Source organism: Salmonella sp. 5800 (genome assembly GCF_046558195.1).
Taxonomy (GTDB): domain Bacteria; phylum Pseudomonadota; class Gammaproteobacteria; order Enterobacterales; family Enterobacteriaceae; genus Salmonella; species Salmonella enterica.
Genome location: NZ_JBGDOX010000003.1, coordinates 164,001 through 180,541 on the forward strand (window position 1 = coordinate 164,001; position 16,541 = coordinate 180,541).

Here is a 16,541-nt window from a genome sequence, read left to right on the forward strand (position 1 = left end):
GTAAATGAATAGATGTAGTAAAAATATTGCGTAAGGCTGCAGGGAGACGCTTATCCGCCGTTAAAGAAGCGCTGTTTTACAGCCGGGCTCAGCATCCTTTGCCCGACTGCCCCGCCGTGGACGGCGGCTCAATGGTTATGTCGCGTCAATCTGTCCAGATAGCCCATCACGAACGCCGACAGGACAAAGGTCAGATGGATGATGACATACCACATTAATTTGTTATCCGGGACGTTTTTCGCATCCATAAACACGCGTAACAGGTGAATGGAAGAGATAGCGACTATCGATGCCGCCACCTTATTTTTTAGCGAAGTCGCATCCATTTTCCCCAGCCAGTTCAGCTTCTCCTTGCCCGCAGAGATATCCAGCTGAGAGACAAAATTCTCATACCCGGAGAACATGACCATTACCAGCAATCCGCCGACCAGTGTCATATCAACCAGCGATAACAGCACCAGAATCAGATCGGCCTCCGCCAGGGCAAAAACGTTCGGCAGAACGTGTAGAATTTCCTGGAAAAATTTTAGCGCTAAAGCGATCAGCGCCAAAGAGAGGCCAAAATACACCGGCGCGAGCAGCCAGCGAGACGCATACATTACATTTTCAAGAAAGCGTTCCATAGGGACCTGTCAGGTAACTAAAACCAGCAACAGTATATCTCAACCATGCAACATCAGATCAACATGCAGTTAAGAGCCTATCCCACCAGGCGTTATTGGCGCAGCCAGTTTGGACACGGACAGCGCGCAAAAACCGGAGCGTACACGTAGTACGTGAGGTTTGACTCGCTACGCTCGCCCTTCGGGCCGCCGCTAGCGGCGTTCAAAACGCTAACGCGTTTTGGCGAGCACTGCCCAGGTCCAAAATGGCAAGTAAAATAGCCCTAATGGGATAGGCTCTAAATCTCATCCGGGTTAACCTGTGGGCGCTGATATTCCGGCCATACCAGCGCGACCAACGCCGGGTAGGCTTCAAGACTGAACTCACGAAAACACTGGCGTAAATTCAGGACGTCCAAATCCGAATACGGCACCTTTTCTCCGTTCAGACAACGCTTCTTAATATTGTCGTAATACTTATAAACGGCAGAGTTAAGGTCGCTGCAACGACGCTGTGCGTCAAATAATCCTGGCGTTTCATTCAACTCAGTCATTGTCATTCGTTTTATCGTTGCATGAAGGAAATCGATATATTCATGGTTAACGCGCCAGTACCATACCGGCGTTATCGAATTCATTAATACTGAGAAATGATCTTCACCCTCTTCCTTTGTCATGGGTTCAGTTTGATTTAAATTTACGGTTTTTCCACCAGGACGTTTTTTATTAACCTCCCACATCAGGAAGAGTATCGCGCCGGTCAGTAATAGCAATATAATAACAGAATAAAAAATACTGTTCATAGCAGGCTCCATTTTTTTTGATTTTAAAATTACACCATGTTATTGTCAACGAAACCTACACTATTAAAAATAGTATACCACTGATCGTAAAGGATATTTAGTCATGCTTCCTGAGCATCTGGTTTCCTCTCATTTTCGCCTGTCATCGCCGCCCCCTGAAGCCACAGAAAACAGTAAAAATTTGCCTAAGGGAAAGACAAAACTCAGCGATTACGAGCCCGATATTTTAATTAGCGCTAACGCTGCCGGGCAACACAGAAACGTATTATTTGAAGAACGCGACCGTCATATTAAAGAACGTCTGTATTGTGTGGCTAAAATTGAAACGTTTGCCCGCCTGATAAACGCACTACAGGCAGAAGGCGATATTGATGCCCAAACGCTAAGTAAAATACTGGCGGATAAAACCGCAATGATAAATGAAAAAGGCAATGCCATTTGGCTTAATTTAATCACTCGCGAAACCGATATGCCGCTATTTTATTCACTGGAAGATAAAGATGAAAGAAGTTGAAGACAATAACGTTTATTTGGCTTTAGACAACCATAAAAGTGATGAATTTATCTTAAAGCAAAATCTTGCAGCGCTAATCGCCAGCAAAAATGCCACCCTGGAAAAGGTAACGCAGGAGGTGGTATCCATACCGGCGGCGTTAGTACGCCTGAAGTGGCAAAACCGACGGGAGATGTATGCGTTACAGGTCAAAGAGGAGATTTATGGCGCGACCATCAATGCCATTATCGAGCAGCATCCTGAATTACGAGACAAAATTATGTCTCGTCTTGAAAGTGACTGGCAGCATCTGCTGGCTCGCGAGACGGCAACCTTACGTCTGATGCGTAAGCTTTCCGATGGCGACTACCGGACGCGCAACGTCACCACCGTCGCACGGCAAGAAAAATAACCTTCATGGCTAGTTAACTCTGTTGTGAATACGGGCGAAGCATAAGGATCGTTCTGATTCTCCCTCTTACGGTAGTAAAAGTGTCTACGCTTAAAGGGTGTTCAACCTGAAGGGAGAAGCTCAATGTCTCATCTATACGACCCTACCACGCAGTATTACACCGGCGAATATCCTAAGCAAAAACAGCCGGCGCCCGGCGTCCAGGCGAAAATGACGCCTGTTCCTGACTGTGGCGAAAAAAGTTATGTCGGCAGTGGTCGCCTTAAAGATCGTAAGGCGCTGGTGACAGGGGGCGACTCCGGGATTGGGCGTGCTGCCGCTATCGCTTACGCGCGTGAAGGCGCAGATGTCGCGATCAACTATCTGCCAGCGGAAGAAGAGGACGCCCAGCAGGTTAAAGCGCTGATTGAGGAGTGCGGCCGTAAAGCGGTGTTATTGCCAGGCGATCTTAGCGACGAATCTTTCGCCCGTTCGCTGGTCCATAAGGCGCGTGAAGCGCTGGGCGGGCTGGACATTCTGGCGCTGGTGGCCGGTAAACAGACGGCAATCCCGGAGATAAAAGATCTGACTAGCGAGCAATTTCAGCAAACCTTCGCCGTTAACGTTTTTGCCCTGTTCTGGATAACCCAGGAAGCGATTCCGCTGCTGCCAAAAGGCGCCAGTATTATCACGACGTCGTCTATCCAGGCGTATCAGCCCAGTCCGCACCTGCTGGATTATGCGGCAACCAAGGCGGCAATCCTCAATTACAGCCGTGGCCTGGCGAAACAGGTGGCGGAAAAAGGAATTCGTGTGAATATTGTCGCGCCTGGTCCTATCTGGACAGCGCTGCAAATTTCCGGCGGTCAAACACAGGATAAAATTCCGCAGTTTGGTCAGCAGACGCCAATGAAGCGGGCCGGCCAACCGGCAGAGCTGGCGCCGGTGTATGTCTATCTGGCAAGCCAGGAATCCAGTTACGTTACCGCAGAAGTGCACGGCGTGTGCGGCGGGGAGCATTTAGGCTAACGCATGAAGTCGATTAAGATGGCGCACTTCTGTTACGCAAGGCGCCATCTTAGGCAATAAAAAAGCCGGGTGGCGACTTCGCCTTACCCGGCCTACAGCATCAGCAGAATACTTATTTCGCTTTCGCGGTCTCTTCGCCGACCAGACCAATCTTGAGATAGCCCGCCTGATGCAGCATATCCATCACTTTCATCAGAGTTTCATACTCTACGGTTTTATCCGCGCGGAAGAAAATCGTAGTATCCTTTTTCCCTTCCGTCAGGGCCGTTAGCTCGGCAATCATCGTATCATCCGTCACCGGATCGTTACCGATAAACATGGTGTTATCCGCTTTCACCGACAGATAAACCGGTTTTTCCGGACGCGGCTGTGGCGTACTGGTAGAAGCGGGCAGATTCACCTTGACGTCTACCGTCGCCAGCGGCGCAGCCACCATAAAGATAATCAGCAGAACCAACATGACATCGATAAACGGCGTCACGTTGATTTCATGCATTTCGCCGTTGTCATCCAGGTTCTCGTTAAGACGCATTGCCATGACGCATTACCCTACCCGTAATTTCTGCGCGGCGCGTACCGGCTGCGCACTGGCGCTCGCATTCAGATCGAGATCGCGGCTTTGCAGCAGCAATACCTGCGCCGCCACGTCGCCCAGCGTCGCTTTGTAACTGCCTATCTGACGTGCGAAGATGTTGTAAATGACGACCGCCGGGATCGCGGCTACCAGCCCAATCGCCGTCGCCAGCAGCGCTTCCGCAATACCAGGAGCAACCACCGCCAGGTTGGTGGTCTGCGTTTGCGCAATACCGATGAAGCTATTCATAATGCCCCATACAGTGCCAAACAACCCGACGAAGGGGGAAATGGCGCCGATCGTCGCCAGATAACCGTTGCCTCGTCCCATGTAGCGGCCAACTGCCGCGACGCGACGTTCCAGACGAAAGCCGGTACGTTCTTTAATCCCTTCGTTATCTTCGCTGCCCTGAGAGAGTTCCAGTTCATTCTGCGCTTCATTGATGAGCTGTGCGCTGAGGCTTTTTGCGCTGAAACCTGCCGCAATGTCGGAAGCCTGATCTAAGGAGCGCGCATCGGCTAATTGCAGTTGTTCGCGCTTTAAGCGGCGCTTTTGAGTGAAAAATTCAACGCTTTTACTGAAGAAGATAGCCCAGGTGACGACTGACGCCAGAATCAGACCAATCATCACGCACTTCACGACAATATCGGCGTGCTGATACATACCCCAGACGGAGAGATCCGTCTGCATCAAATTATTACCCACTCTGTATCTCCAGGACGCAAATCACAAAATCTGAGCATAATAATATCAAAACGGCGTCGAATTGATAGTCGTTCTCATTACTATTTACATACTGCCGCACCTTTACTGCTTTTTCTTTGCGCTTACGCATTAAAAAAGCCACCTGTTTTTATTTTGGCAAAATTTTCATCTGTATCACACGTCGCCAGGGTGCAGATGGTTATATTCATGCTAGTTTAGACATCCAGACGGTTAAAATCAGGAAACGCAACATGACGGATAAACAGTTGGATACCAAACTGGTAAACGCAGGACGCAGCAAAAAATACACGCTTGGCTCAGTGAATAGTGTGATTCAACGCGCTTCTTCACTGGTGTTTGACACCGTCGAGGCCAAAAAACACGCTACCCGCAATCGCGCCAACGGCGAATTATTTTACGGACGCCGGGGAACGCTGACCCACTTTTCACTCCAGGAAGCCATGTGTGAACTGGAAGGCGGCGCCGGATGCGCGCTCTTCCCGTGCGGCGCGGCGGCGGTCGCCAACACCATTCTGGCATTCGTTGAGCAGGGCGACCACATCCTGATGACCAACACAGCCTATGAACCCAGCCAGGATTTCTGCAGCAAAATGCTCGGCAAACTGGGCGTGACGACAAGCTGGTTCGACCCGCTCATCGGCGCTGATATCACGCAACATATTCAGCCGAACACGAAAGTCGTTTTTCTGGAATCCCCCGGTTCTATTACCATGGAAGTACATGATATTCCGACCATTGTCAGTGCGGTCAGACGCGTCGCACCAGAAGCCGTCATCATGATTGATAATACCTGGGCGGCTGGCGTTCTGTTCAAAGCGCTGGAGTTCGATATTGATATCTCTATCCAGGCGGGCACTAAGTATCTGATTGGTCATTCTGATGCGATGGTCGGTACTGCCGTTGCAAATGCGCGCTGCTGGGAACAATTGCGGGAAAACGCCTATCTGATGGGGCAAATGCTCGACGCCGACACGGCTTATATGACCAGCCGCGGTCTGCGCACGCTCGGTGTCCGACTGCGCCAGCATCAAGAAAGCAGCCTCAAAATCGCCGCATGGCTGGCGAACCATCCTCAGGTCGCGCGCGTTAATCATCCGGCCCTGCCGGGTAGCAAAGGTCATGCCTTCTGGAAACGAGACTTTACAGGCAGCAGCGGCCTGTTCTCCTTTGTGCTCAATAAAAAGCTGACCGAGGCAGAATTATCAGCCTATCTGGATAACTTTTCGCTGTTCAGTATGGCCTACTCCTGGGGAGGCTACGAATCGCTGATTATTGCTAATCAGCCGGAACAGATCGCCGCGATTCGTCCCGCAGGCGGCGTAGATTTTACCGGTACGCTGGTTCGGGTGCATATTGGTTTAGAGAGTGTTGATGATTTGATCGCTGATTTAGCCGCCGGCTTCGCCAGAATTGTGTAAAGTTGCCGGGGATGGACATATATGCAGACAATTTCCGTGGAAAAGTCTGCGTTTGTTGCGTCCGGGATCAAGGCATCCCGGACGATTCAGGAGTACAATAGGCAGATAAAAGCGTAAATGCTGTTCCACAGGAAAGTTCATGGCTGTCATTCAAGATATTATCGCTGCGCTCTGGCAACATGATTTTGCCGCGCTGGCGAATCCACACGTTGTTAGCGTCGTCTACTTTGTCATGTTCGCCACGCTATTTTTAGAAAACGGTCTGCTGCCAGCGTCATTCTTACCCGGCGATAGTCTGCTACTACTGGCAGGCGCGTTGATCGCCCAGGATGTGATGCATTTTTTGCCGACGATTGGCATTCTCACCGCCGCGGCCAGTCTCGGCTGCTGGCTAAGTTATATCCAGGGACGCTGGCTCGGTAATACGCGTACCGTCAAAGGCTGGCTGGCGCAGCTTCCGGCAAAATATCATCAGCGCGCCACCTGCATGTTTGACCGTCACGGTTTGTTAGCGTTGCTTGCCGGGCGCTTTCTGGCGTTTGTCCGCACTCTGCTGCCAACAATGGCGGGTATTTCCGGCCTGTCCAACCGCCGGTTTCAGTTTTTTAACTGGTTAAGCGGCCTGCTGTGGGTGACTGTCGTGACCAGCTTCGGCTACGCGCTCAGTATGATCCCGTTTGTTAAGCGCCATGAAGACCAGGTAATGACATTTTTAATGATCCTTCCCGTCGCGCTACTGGTCGCCGGGCTGTTAGGTACGCTGGTCGTGGTGATTAAAAAGAAATACTGTAACGCCTGACGTATCCATAATCGGCCAGGATGGCCCGGTTACGCTTCGTTGACCCGTGGCGGGATGCCCCACTTAGCTCCCTTGCATTGTCCGCATTCTTGCCGCATCTTCGCCCGGCGTAACGCCAAAATAACGTTTAAACTCCCGGCTAAACTGCGATGCGCTCTCATAGCCGACCCGCATCGCCGCGGCGCTGGCCTTCATACCGTCGTGAATCATCATCATTCGCGCTTTATGCAGTCGGTAGCTTTTTAAATACTGCAACGGCGAGGTGCTGGTGACCGCCTTAAAATTATGGTGAAACGCCGACACGCTCATGTTCGCTTCTGCCGCCAGTTGCTCAACATTCAGGTTCTCGGTGTATTTCATTTCGATCTGTTTAAGTACGCGACTGATCAGGCTAAAGTGCGTCTGGCGACTAACCAGTGCAAGCAGCGCCCCGCCGCGCGGTCCCATCAGCACATGATAAAGAATTTCGCGAATAATCTGTTTTCCCAGAATCCGCGCATCCAGCGGGCGCTCCATCACATCCAGCAATCTTTCCACCGCACATAAAATCTCGTCCGACAGCGTGGCGGAGTTAATCCCACTGGCCGCCATCGGCAACTGGAAACGCTCATCTTCGCCAATGTCCATGAGCAACTCTTGCAGTTGCAGCACATCAATGTCGAGCCGAATACCGGCCAGCGGTACCTCCGGCGTCGCCCAGGTCTCGCATTCAAAAGGGAGCGGCACGGTCAGTAAGAGATATTCATTAGCGTCATAACGAAACTTGCGCTTGTTAATATAGCCAATTTTATGGCCGGAAAAGAGAAATATGATGCCAGGCTGATACATGACCGGCGTGCGCGGCCCCGGTTCAACACCATACAACAGACGAATGCCCGCCAGCCGCTCGCTGATTATTTTATCATTATTTTTTAAATGATTAATTTTATCCGCCAACTGTAAGCAAATTGCTTCACGATTCATAACGCGCCATTTTTTCATCAAATTCACTCCGCTGGATTGTGCGCATTTTTAGCGATTTTCTCCAGCATTCTGGAGAAATAGGCAAAACATTGGCAGAAATGTGCATTGAGAGACATCCCTCACAAGACCACAATGATGACCATCAGGCAGACAGCCGCCTGCCCTCTTTTTACCCACATAAGGGAATGAGCAATGAACAATTTCAAATTACATACCCCTACCCGCATTCTGTTTGGTAAAGGCGCTATCGTCGATCTCCGCGATCAGATCCCGCAGGACGCCCGCGTGCTGATTACCTATGGCGGCGGTAGCGTGAAAAAGACCGGCGTACTGGCGCAAGTTCAGGAAGCGTTAAAAGGACTGGATGTTCGGGAGTTTGGCGGTATTGAACCGAACCCGTCCTATGAAACGCTGATGAAGGCCGTGCAGCTTGTGCGCGACGAAAATATTACCTTCCTGCTGGCCGTTGGCGGCGGTTCCGTACTGGACGGCACCAAATTTATCGCCGCAGCGGCGCAGTATACGGACGGCGTCGATCCGTGGCACATTCTGGAAACTGGCGGTACTGAGATTCGTAGCGCAATCCCGATGGGGTCTGTGCTGACCCTACCGGCAACCGGCTCAGAATCGAACGCCGGCGCAGTCATTTCCCGTAAAACCACTGGCGACAAACAGGCCTTCCACTCCTCGTTCGTGCAACCGGTCTTTGCCGTACTGGACCCGGTCTACACCTATACATTGCCGCCGCGCCAGGTTGCGAACGGCGTCGTGGATGCTTTCGTCCATACCGTTGAGCAGTACGTCACTTACCCGGTTAACGGCAAAATTCAGGATCGTTTCGCCGAAGGCATTTTACTCACACTGATCGAAGAAGGTCCCAAAGCGCTGCAAGAGCCTGAAAACTATGACGTCCGCGCTAACGTGATGTGGGCCGCTACTCAGGCGTTAAATGGCTTGATTGGCGCTGGTGTTCCGCAGGACTGGGCGACGCATATGCTGGGCCATGAGCTTACCGCGATGCACGGTCTCGATCATGCCCAGACGCTGGCTATCATTCTGCCTGCGCTATGGAACGAAAAACGAGACGTTAAACGCGCAAAACTCCTGCAATATGCTGAACGTGTATGGAATATCACCGACGGTTCCGACGACGAGCGTATTGATGCCGCCATTGCCGCCACCCGCCGTTTCTTTGAACAGATGGGCGTGCCTACCCACTTGTCCGATTACGGTCTGGATGGCAGCACTATTCCGGCGCTACTGGCTAAACTTGAGGCGCATGGATGCACAAATTTAGGTGAAAATCAGGATATTACGCTGGATGTCAGCCGTCGGATTTATGAAGCGGCGCGCTAAGGTTTTTTCGCCTCTGACTTTCGTTTTTGGCCATTTCGTCCAGACTTAAGTCATTTAGTCTCGCCGGCCCCGACTCCGGCGAGCCAATTAAAAGAGGAACACATCATGGCTAATCCAACCATTATCAGGCTACAGGATGGCAACGTAATGCCACAACTTGGGCTGGGAGTCTGGAAAGCAAGCAATGAAGAGGTGATCGCGGCGATTCATAAAGCGCTGGAGGTGGGCTATCGATCGATTGATACCGCCACAGCATATCAGAATGAAGAAGGCGTCGGCAAAGCGCTAAAAGCAGCGAGCGTGGCGCGGGAAGAGCTGTTTATCACCACCAAGTTGTGGAATGACGATCAAAAACGTCCCCGCGAAGCCCTGCAGGAGAGCCTGAAAAAACTGCAGCTTGATTATCTCGATCTCTATCTGATGCACTGGCCCGTACCGGCTATCGATCACTATGTCGACGCCTGGAAAGGCATGATCGCGCTGCAAAAAGAGGGGCTGGTAAAGAGTATCGGGGTCTGTAACTTTCAGATCCATCACCTCCAGCGTCTGATCGATGAAACCGGCGTTACCCCTGTGATCAACCAGATCGAGCTTCACCCCTTGATGCAACAGCGCCAGCTACATGCGTGGAATGCGACGCATAAAATCCAGACCGAGTCCTGGAGCCCGCTGGCGCAGGGCGGCGAAGGCGTATTCGATCAGAAAGTGATTCGCGAACTGGCGGATAAATACGGCAAAACGCCCGCCCAGATTGTTATTCGCTGGCATCTGGACTGCGGGCTGGTCGTCATTCCGAAATCCGTCACCCCTTCCCGTATCGCGGAAAACTTTGCTGTCTGGGATTTCCGTCTCGATAAAGATGAATTAGGCGAGATCGCAAAACTGGATCAAGGAAAACGCCTCGGCCCCGATCCGGATCAGTTCGGCGGTTAAGCCGGATTTATCGCACGCCATGCCCGACGATGTCGTCGGGCTTTTTTTCATTTCGAAATATTAAGAAACAATTACGCGCATTTAACAGTATATTTCCCCCACACACAAGCGCAGAATTATTCTGATTTTGTGAATATTTATTCATGATTATTATCAATTTACTTAATGTATATAAAATATTTATGGATGTGTGATTGTGGCGGAAAAAAAATCTCAGGGCGTCAAATGGCTCCCATTTATTCTTATTCTGGTTATCGCCGCCGGACTGTGGCAGCTAACGCCCCCTTCCGGGTTAAGCGCGCCGGCCTGGCATTCCGCGATTATTTTTGTCGCGACGATCGCCTCTATCGTGGCGAAAGTGCTGCCTATTGGCGCGGTCGGTATTATTGGTATCACCGTCTTTGCGCTCGCCTATGCTGCCGGCGACAAAACGGCCAGCGGCGCGATTACCACGGCGTTGAGCGAGCTGAACAGTTCGCTGATCTGGCTTATCGTCGTCGCCTTTATGATTGCCCGTGGGTTTATCAAAACCGGGCTGGGTCGGCGTATCGCCCTACAAATGATCCGTCTGTTAGGTAAACGAACGCTGGGTCTGGCTTATGGTCTGGCGTTTGCCGATCTGATCCTCTCCCCCGCGATGCCCAGTAACACCGCGCGCTGCGGCGGCGTGATTTACCCGATCGCCGACTCGCTGGCGCGCAGCTTTGATTCACATCCGGAAGATGAGTCTCGCAGCAAAATCGGCACCTTTCTGATCACCTGTATTGGCAATGTTAACGACGTCACCGCCGCACTGTTTATGACCGGTTATACGGGTAACCTGCTGGCGGTAAAACTGGCGGCGAACGCCGGCGTTACGTTGAGCTGGGGAAGCTGGTTTATCGCCGCGCTCCTGCCTTGCCTGGTCTCTTTTCTTATCGTCCCGCTGCTGGTCTACTGGCTGACGCGTCCGGAAATTAAACATACGCCGGATGCGCCGGATTTGGCGCGCAAAGAGCTGGCGCAAATGGGCAGTATGACGCGCGGCGAGTGGCTCATGCTGGCGACCGTCGGCGTGTTGCTGGTGCTATGGATTTTTGGCAGCTCGCTCGGCGTGGATGCCACGACGGCCTCTTTTGTCGGTCTCTCGATTTTATTACTGAGCGGCGTGCTCACCTGGGAAGACGTTAAAAGCGAAAAAGGCGCCTGGGATACGTTGATTTGGTTTGCCGCGCTGCTGATGATGGCTAACCAGTTGAAGAAACTAGGATTCACCAGCTGGTTTGGCAACCTGATTGGCGACAGCATCGGCAGTACGATGCATGGAACCAGTTGGATAATCATCCTGCTGCTGCTTAACGCAGCCTATTTTTATACCCACTATTTTTTCGCCAGCGGCAACGCGCAAATCGCCGCGCTGTATGCGGTGTTTCTGGGTGTCGGTCTGCATCTGAATATACCGGCGGCGCCGATGGCGCTTATGCTGGCGTTTACCAGCAGCCTGTACTGCTCTCTTACGCAGTATACCCACGCACGCGGCCCCATTCTATTTGGCGCCGGCTATGTGCCAACGGGCGTCTGGTGGCGAACGGGATTTATTATCAGTCTCTTTAATCAGGCGGTCTTTTTGACAGTCGGCCTCGCATGGTGGAAAGTGTTAGGGTTGTATTAAACGCTTAACGCATCGATAAGCCCTCGGTTAACGGAGAAATGGAATGACCTGCATTTTCTGTCAAATAGTTGAAGGTAAAGCACCTTGTCATAAAGTTTGGGAAGATGAGCATCACCTGGCTTTTTTGTCGATTTTTCCGAATACCGATGGGTTTACCGTAGTGATCCCGAAAAAACATTACCCCAGCTACGCGTTCGATCTACCACCGCAGGCGTTAGCGGACCTGATGCTGGCGACCCAAAAAGTGGCTAAGAAACTGGATAAGGCTTTCCCGGATGTCAGTCGTACGGGAATGTTCTTCGAAGGTTTCGGCGTAGACCATGTGCACAGTAAATTAAGCCCCATGCACGGTACTGGCGATTTAACCCACTGGAAACCGATTGAATCGCGGCAGAATAAATTTTTCGAACAGTATGAAGGATATCTGTCGTCACACGATCATGAACGGGCTGATGACGAAAAACTAGCCGCGCTGGCGGCCAGAATTCGTGAGGCATAAATACGGAGCACTTCTGCCGGATGGTGTTCGGCCTGGGTCGATCTGTGGGCCTGATAAACACAGCGCCATCAGGCAAAATAATCGCTGGATCGCGGCTTCGCCTTATCCAGCCTGACAGGATACCTGTAAAACCGTTTAACGCCCCGCGCCTTTCCCGCGCTTCTTATTCGCAGCAAGCCCCTGCCGCTGATGTTCCACCGGCGTATGCTTGGTCAACGCCGGGCGCGTGTTGCGGTTCTGGCGACGCGCTTCGCGCATCTCTTCAATGGTCGGCGCAGGCACCAGACACTCACGGCGACCGCCAATCAAATGCTTTTTCCCCATCGCTTCCAGCGCCTGGCGAATCAGCGGCCAGTTCGCCGGATCGTGATAACGCAGCAGTGCCTTATGCAGGCGACGTTGCCTGTCTCCCTTCGGCACCACCACATCTTCACTCTTATAACCAATTTTACCCAGCGGGTTTTTGCCGGTGTAATACATGGTGGTCGAATTCGCCAACGGCGACGGGTAGAAGTTCTGCACCTGATCCAAACGGAAGCGGTGGCGCTTGAGCCACAGCGCAAGATTCACCATATCCTCGTCCCGCGTGCCCGGATGTGCGGAGATAAAATACGGGATCAGATACTGCTCTTTTCCGGCCTGTTTAGAGTAAAGGTCAAATAACTCTTTAAAGCGATCGTAGCTGCCCATACCCGGCTTCATCATTTTCGACAGCGGACCTTCTTCAGTATGCTCCGGGGCAATCTTCAGATAGCCGCCCACATGATGGCTCGCCAGCTCTTTAATGTAGCGAGGATCTTCTACGGCGATGTCGTAGCGCACGCCGGAGGCAATTAAGATTTTCTTAATGCCTTTCAGCTCACGGGCGCGGCGATAAAGATTGATCGTCGGCGTATGGTCAGTATCCATATGCGGACAGATATCCGGATAGACGCACGACAGGCGACGACAGGTCTGCTCCGCACGCGGCGACTTACAGCGCAGCATATACATGTTCGCGGTAGGACCGCCCAGATCGGAGATCACGCCGGTAAACCCCGGCACCGTGTCGCGGATCGCTTCGATCTCGTTGATAATAGAGTCTTCCGAGCGGCTCTGAATGATGCGCCCTTCATGTTCAGTGATCGAGCAGAAAGAGCAGCCGCCAAAGCAGCCGCGCATGATATTGATCGAAAAGCGGATCATCTCATAGGCCGGAATACGGGCATTGCCGTAAGCCGGGTGCGGCACACGCTGATACGGCAGCGCAAACACGCTATCCATCTCTTCAGTGGAGAGCGGTATGGCGGGTGGGTTGATCCAGACATAGCGGTCGCCGTGTTTTTGCATCAGCGCCCGCGCGCAGCCAGGGTTAGTTTCGTGATGCAGAATACGCGACGCATGGGCGTACAGCACCTTGTCGCCTTTCACCTTTTCAAAGGATGGCAGCAGGATATAGGTTTTTTCCCACGGCTTCGGACGCGGCGGCTGCACGGTAATCGCTTTAGCTTCCTGCTTTTTCGGCGCGACCGGCTTGTTATCCGCGCACGGCAGATCCTCGCCATAGGGATGGGGAATTGGATCGATTTTACCCGGCGTGTCCAGACGAGTGGAGTCGACGCCGCTCCAGCCAGGCAGAGCTTCTTTAACCATAATCGCAGTGTTACGCACGTCGCGAATCTGATCGATGGTTTCGCCCATTGCCAAACGGTGCGCCACTTCCACCAGCGGACGCTCGCCGTTGCCAAACATCAGCATGTCGGCTTTGGAATCGACTAACACTGAACGACGCACAGTATCAGACCAGTAGTCGTAATGCGCGGTACGACGCAGACTGGCCTCAATGCCGCCGAGGATCACCGGGACGTCTTTCCATGCTTCTTTGCAACGCTGGGTATAGACCAGCGTGGCGCGGTCCGGGCGTTTGCCCGCGACGTTATCCGGGGTGTAGGCGTCATCGTGGCGCAGCTTACGGTCAGCGGTGTAACGGTTGATCATCGAATCCATATTGCCAGCGGTCACGCCGAAGAACAGGTTCGGTTTACCCAGACGCATAAAGTCGTCTTTACTGTTCCAGTCCGGCTGGGCGATGATCCCCACGCGGAAGCCCTGCGCTTCCAGCATACGACCGCAAATCGCCATGCCGAAGCTCGGATGGTCGACGTAGGCGTCTCCGGTTACCAGAATAATGTCGCAGCTATCCCAGCCAAGTTGATCCATCTCTTCACGTGACATCGGCAAAAACGGCGCCGGCCCAAAGCAGGCGGCCCAGTACTGCGGCCAGGAGAAAAGGTCGCGATCCGGTTGGATCAGGGAGATAGCGCTCATATTGCTTCCAAAACGATTGGCAAAAAAATAATCAAAGGTCGGGGATTATAAGCCGTATCTATAGCGAAAATGAAGGAGATTATCGCCTTATATGCAGGGCTGGCGCGAAATAGAAACAACTTTCAACGGCCTGGCCTGAGGTGTTTGAAATTGGTCTTATGAATATCTTCAAATTGGTATGCAATTAATTATACCCACGTCTAAAAACGCAGTATCGCCATAACAACAAAAAGTAAAAAAACATCGCATTATCAGCAATATATAAAAAAACTTCGCTGAATTGCTCACGACACTGTTTTTACCATGACTTTCTTCTGTGAACCAGATCTCTTTCTTTGGTCTATTGATTAAATTAAATTGGCTGACAGAATTCAGGGGATAAAGAACACCATCACCACGCCTTTCCCCAACACAATACCTTACGTATCAGCAGGTTATTAATTAATCAACGATAACCACAGGAATCCCAACCTATAAGGAAGCAGATATGAAAAACACACGTTCATTCACAACATCAGCGGTATTACTGGCCGGCTGTTTGCTACTGGCATTCCCAACGCTCGCCAAAACCACGCTGAAACTGAGCCACAATCAGGATAAAAGCCACGCCGTTCACAAAGCGATGAGCTATCTGGCCGACAAAGCGAAAGCCTATTCGGACGGCGAATTAAATATTCGTATTTACCCCAACGCCACGCTGGGCAACGAACGTGAATCGCTGGAATTGATGAACTCCGGCGCTCTGCAAATGGTGAAAGTCAATGCGGCATCGCTGGAGTCTTTTGCGCCGGAATATAGCGTGTTTAGCCTGCCGTTTTTATTCCGTGACCGCGATCACTACTACAACGTACTGAAAAGCGACTTAGGGAAACGCATTCTCGCGTCCTCCGAAAGCAAAGGCTTCGTCGGCTTAACCTGGTACGACGGCGGCGCCCGCAGTTTTTACGCTGGTAAGCCCATCACTCAACCCGACGATTTAGCCGGTATGAAAATCAGAGTGCAGCAAAGCCCCAGCGCTATCGCGATGGTGAAAGCGCTCGGCGGCGTGCCGACGCCGATGGCGCAAGGCGAACTCTATACCGCGCTCCAGCAAGGCGTGGTCGATGGCGGCGAAAACAACCCCGTGGTTTATGCCGATATGCGTCATGCGGAGGTGGCGAAATTCTATTCCCGCGACGAGCACACGATGGTGCCGGATGTCCTGGTCATCAGTACCAAAGTACTTAACAAATTGAGCGATAAAGAGCGGAAAGCGTTATATAAAGCCGCAGATGAATCCATGCAGCAAATGAAAGACGTCATCTGGCCCGCCGCGGAAAAAGAGGCTTATGAGAGCATGAAGGCCATGAACGCGACTGTTGTTGATATTGATAAATCCGCGTTCAAACAGCGTGTTAAGCCCTTGTTTGATGAGTTCCGCGCAAAAGACGCTCAGTCAGCGAAGGATCTGGAATACATCGAGAATATGTAAATCTGCCGGGCAGGGTTCTCCTGCCCTTTACAGGATGTAATATGCGAATACTCACCAATGCACTGAACAAAATACTGGCCGGGTGCTGCTGTATTATTCTGGCGGTCATGGTTGCCTGCGTATCCTGGCAGGTGGCGGCGCGCTTTATATTCAACGCGCCAAGCAGCACGCTCGACGAATTCACCCAGATTCTTTTTATGTGGATGATTCTGTTAGGCGGCGTCTATACCGCCGGATTAAAAAAACATTTAGCTATCGATTTGTTAGCGCAAAAACTCTCCCGAACGCCCGCCCTCGTGCTCGACAGTATCATTCAGGTGATTATTACCGTGTTCGCGCTGATTTTTATGGTGTACGGCGGTGATATTATTGTTGAAAAAGCGGCGCACGTCAGCCAAATGTCCCCGGTATTAAAATGGCCTATGGATAAAGTCTATTGGGTCATGCCGATTAGCGGCGTCATCCTGGTGTACTACACCATTGTGAACGTTATTGATAATTATCATCAGCGCCATCTTCGCTAACG

At 51.8% G+C, this 16,541-nt stretch carries 16 protein-coding genes and 1 pseudogene; 11 read left to right on the forward strand and 6 right to left on the reverse strand.

Annotation, left to right across the window (positions count from 1 at the left end; all coding sequences use genetic code 11):
- Window positions 1–128: 128 nt before the first annotated feature.
- On the reverse strand, window positions 129–623 hold the full coding sequence (locus ACLJZ5_RS08030) for a TIGR00645 family protein (RefSeq protein WP_000439335.1): 495 nt from the start codon (window positions 621–623) through the stop codon (window positions 129–131).
- Window positions 624–901: 278 nt separating this feature from the next.
- On the reverse strand, window positions 902–1,405 hold the full coding sequence (locus ACLJZ5_RS08035; protein ID WP_001736383.1) for an ESA_00282 family adhesion-associated protein: 504 nt from the start codon (window positions 1,403–1,405) through the stop codon (window positions 902–904).
- A 103-nt stretch (window positions 1,406–1,508) separates the two neighbouring features.
- Here ACLJZ5_RS08035 and ACLJZ5_RS08040 point away from each other — a divergent pair, with 103 nt between their 5' ends.
- The 3 genes from ACLJZ5_RS08040 (at window position 1,509) to ACLJZ5_RS08050 (ending at window position 3,318) form a co-directional block, all read left to right on the forward strand.
- Window positions 1,509–1,919 carry a hypothetical protein gene (locus tag ACLJZ5_RS08040; RefSeq protein WP_000936444.1) on the forward strand — a complete coding sequence of 137 codons (411 nt, stop codon included), beginning with the start codon at window positions 1,509–1,511 and terminating at the stop codon, window positions 1,917–1,919.
- Window positions 1,906–2,310, forward strand: coding sequence for a hypothetical protein (locus tag ACLJZ5_RS08045; RefSeq protein ID WP_000665656.1), 405 nt, complete (start codon window positions 1,906–1,908; stop codon window positions 2,308–2,310). Before ACLJZ5_RS08040 ends, ACLJZ5_RS08045 begins: the two co-directional genes overlap by 14 nt.
- Window positions 2,311–2,433: 123 nt before the next feature.
- On the forward strand, window positions 2,434–3,318 hold the full coding sequence (locus ACLJZ5_RS08050; RefSeq protein ID WP_000019032.1) for an SDR family oxidoreductase: 885 nt from the start codon (window positions 2,434–2,436) through the stop codon (window positions 3,316–3,318).
- A gap of 112 nt (window positions 3,319–3,430) precedes the next feature.
- Here ACLJZ5_RS08050 and exbD read toward each other — a convergent pair whose 3' ends face one another.
- Window positions 3,431–3,856 carry a TonB system transport protein ExbD gene (gene exbD / locus ACLJZ5_RS08055; protein ID WP_001251476.1) on the reverse strand — a complete coding sequence of 142 codons (426 nt, stop codon included), beginning with the start codon at window positions 3,854–3,856 and terminating at the stop codon, window positions 3,431–3,433.
- A 6-nt stretch (window positions 3,857–3,862) separates the two neighbouring features.
- Window positions 3,863–4,597 carry a tol-pal system-associated acyl-CoA thioesterase gene (gene exbB, locus ACLJZ5_RS08060; protein WP_000527859.1) on the reverse strand — a complete coding sequence of 245 codons (735 nt, stop codon included), beginning with the start codon at window positions 4,595–4,597 and terminating at the stop codon, window positions 3,863–3,865.
- A 251-nt stretch (window positions 4,598–4,848) separates the two neighbouring features.
- On the opposite strand from exbB, the gene metC reads away from it, so the two are divergent.
- Both metC and yghB read left to right on the forward strand, forming a co-directional pair.
- Window positions 4,849–6,036 (forward strand): cystathionine beta-lyase, encoded by a 1,188-nt coding sequence (gene metC / locus ACLJZ5_RS08065; RefSeq protein WP_024797618.1) that lies wholly within the window; start codon window positions 4,849–4,851, stop codon window positions 6,034–6,036.
- 139 nt (window positions 6,037–6,175) lie between these two features.
- Window positions 6,176–6,835, forward strand: a complete 660-nt coding sequence (gene yghB / locus ACLJZ5_RS08070; RefSeq protein WP_000268441.1) for a DedA family general envelope maintenance protein YghB — start codon at window positions 6,176–6,178, stop codon at window positions 6,833–6,835.
- A 63-nt stretch (window positions 6,836–6,898) separates the two neighbouring features.
- On the opposite strand, the gene ACLJZ5_RS08075 is transcribed toward yghB, so the two are convergent.
- Window positions 6,899–7,798 (reverse strand): AraC family transcriptional regulator, encoded by a 900-nt coding sequence (locus tag ACLJZ5_RS08075; protein ID WP_001078198.1) that lies wholly within the window; start codon window positions 7,796–7,798, stop codon window positions 6,899–6,901.
- 192 nt (window positions 7,799–7,990) lie between these two features.
- Here ACLJZ5_RS08075 and yqhD point away from each other — a divergent pair, with 192 nt between their 5' ends.
- The 4 genes and pseudogenes from yqhD (at window position 7,991) to ACLJZ5_RS08095 (ending at window position 12,237) form a co-directional block, all read left to right on the forward strand.
- Window positions 7,991–9,154: an alcohol dehydrogenase gene (gene yqhD, locus ACLJZ5_RS08080; protein ID WP_001058720.1), complete on the forward strand. Its 1,164-nt coding sequence runs from the start codon at window positions 7,991–7,993 to the stop codon at window positions 9,152–9,154.
- Window positions 9,155–9,259: 105 nt separating this feature from the next.
- Window positions 9,260–10,087 carry a 2,5-didehydrogluconate reductase DkgA gene (dkgA, locus tag ACLJZ5_RS08085; RefSeq protein WP_000013100.1) on the forward strand — a complete coding sequence of 276 codons (828 nt, stop codon included), beginning with the start codon at window positions 9,260–9,262 and terminating at the stop codon, window positions 10,085–10,087.
- Window positions 10,088–10,252: 165 nt separating this feature from the next.
- A pseudogene (locus ACLJZ5_RS08090) lies at window positions 10,253–11,738 on the forward strand (DASS family sodium-coupled anion symporter).
- A gap of 43 nt (window positions 11,739–11,781) precedes the next feature.
- On the forward strand, window positions 11,782–12,237 hold the full coding sequence (locus ACLJZ5_RS08095) for an HIT family protein (protein WP_000128242.1): 456 nt from the start codon (window positions 11,782–11,784) through the stop codon (window positions 12,235–12,237).
- Window positions 12,238–12,372: 135 nt separating this feature from the next.
- Here ACLJZ5_RS08095 and ACLJZ5_RS08100 read toward each other — a convergent pair whose 3' ends face one another.
- Window positions 12,373–14,544, reverse strand: coding sequence for a YgiQ family radical SAM protein (locus ACLJZ5_RS08100; RefSeq protein ID WP_001274469.1), 2,172 nt, complete (start codon window positions 14,542–14,544; stop codon window positions 12,373–12,375).
- Between the two features lie 487 nt (window positions 14,545–15,031).
- Here ACLJZ5_RS08100 and ACLJZ5_RS08105 point away from each other — a divergent pair, with 487 nt between their 5' ends.
- Window positions 15,032–16,015 carry a TRAP transporter substrate-binding protein gene (locus tag ACLJZ5_RS08105; protein WP_000799371.1) on the forward strand — a complete coding sequence of 328 codons (984 nt, stop codon included), beginning with the start codon at window positions 15,032–15,034 and terminating at the stop codon, window positions 16,013–16,015.
- Window positions 16,016–16,056: 41 nt separating this feature from the next.
- Complete coding sequence (locus ACLJZ5_RS08110; RefSeq protein WP_001221828.1) at window positions 16,057–16,539, forward strand: TRAP transporter small permease; 483 nt, start codon at window positions 16,057–16,059, stop codon at window positions 16,537–16,539.
- Window positions 16,540–16,541 lie beyond the last annotated feature (2 nt).

Coding starts and splice junctions, on each gene's coding strand:
- ACLJZ5_RS08110 (WP_001221828.1), top strand. CDS start 16,057: ATGCGAATACTCACCAATGCACTGAACAAAATACTGGCCGGGTGCTGC.
- ACLJZ5_RS08040 (WP_000936444.1), top strand. CDS start 1,509: ATGCTTCCTGAGCATCTGGTTTCCTCTCATTTTCGCCTGTCATCGCCG.
- ACLJZ5_RS08045 (WP_000665656.1), top strand. CDS start 1,906: ATGAAAGAAGTTGAAGACAATAACGTTTATTTGGCTTTAGACAACCAT.
- ACLJZ5_RS08100 (WP_001274469.1), bottom strand. CDS start 14,544: ATGAGCGCTATCTCCCTGATCCAACCGGATCGCGACCTTTTCTCCTGG.
- metC (WP_024797618.1), top strand. CDS start 4,849: ATGACGGATAAACAGTTGGATACCAAACTGGTAAACGCAGGACGCAGC.
- exbD (WP_001251476.1), bottom strand. CDS start 3,856: ATGGCAATGCGTCTTAACGAGAACCTGGATGACAACGGCGAAATGCAT.
- yghB (WP_000268441.1), top strand. CDS start 6,176: ATGGCTGTCATTCAAGATATTATCGCTGCGCTCTGGCAACATGATTTT.
- dkgA (WP_000013100.1), top strand. CDS start 9,260: ATGGCTAATCCAACCATTATCAGGCTACAGGATGGCAACGTAATGCCA.
- ACLJZ5_RS08030 (WP_000439335.1), bottom strand. CDS start 623: ATGGAACGCTTTCTTGAAAATGTAATGTATGCGTCTCGCTGGCTGCTC.
- ACLJZ5_RS08105 (WP_000799371.1), top strand. CDS start 15,032: ATGAAAAACACACGTTCATTCACAACATCAGCGGTATTACTGGCCGGC.
- ACLJZ5_RS08095 (WP_000128242.1), top strand. CDS start 11,782: ATGACCTGCATTTTCTGTCAAATAGTTGAAGGTAAAGCACCTTGTCAT.
- ACLJZ5_RS08075 (WP_001078198.1), bottom strand. CDS start 7,798: ATGAATCGTGAAGCAATTTGCTTACAGTTGGCGGATAAAATTAATCAT.
- ACLJZ5_RS08050 (WP_000019032.1), top strand. CDS start 2,434: ATGTCTCATCTATACGACCCTACCACGCAGTATTACACCGGCGAATAT.
- ACLJZ5_RS08035 (WP_001736383.1), bottom strand. CDS start 1,405: ATGAACAGTATTTTTTATTCTGTTATTATATTGCTATTACTGACCGGC.
- yqhD (WP_001058720.1), top strand. CDS start 7,991: ATGAACAATTTCAAATTACATACCCCTACCCGCATTCTGTTTGGTAAA.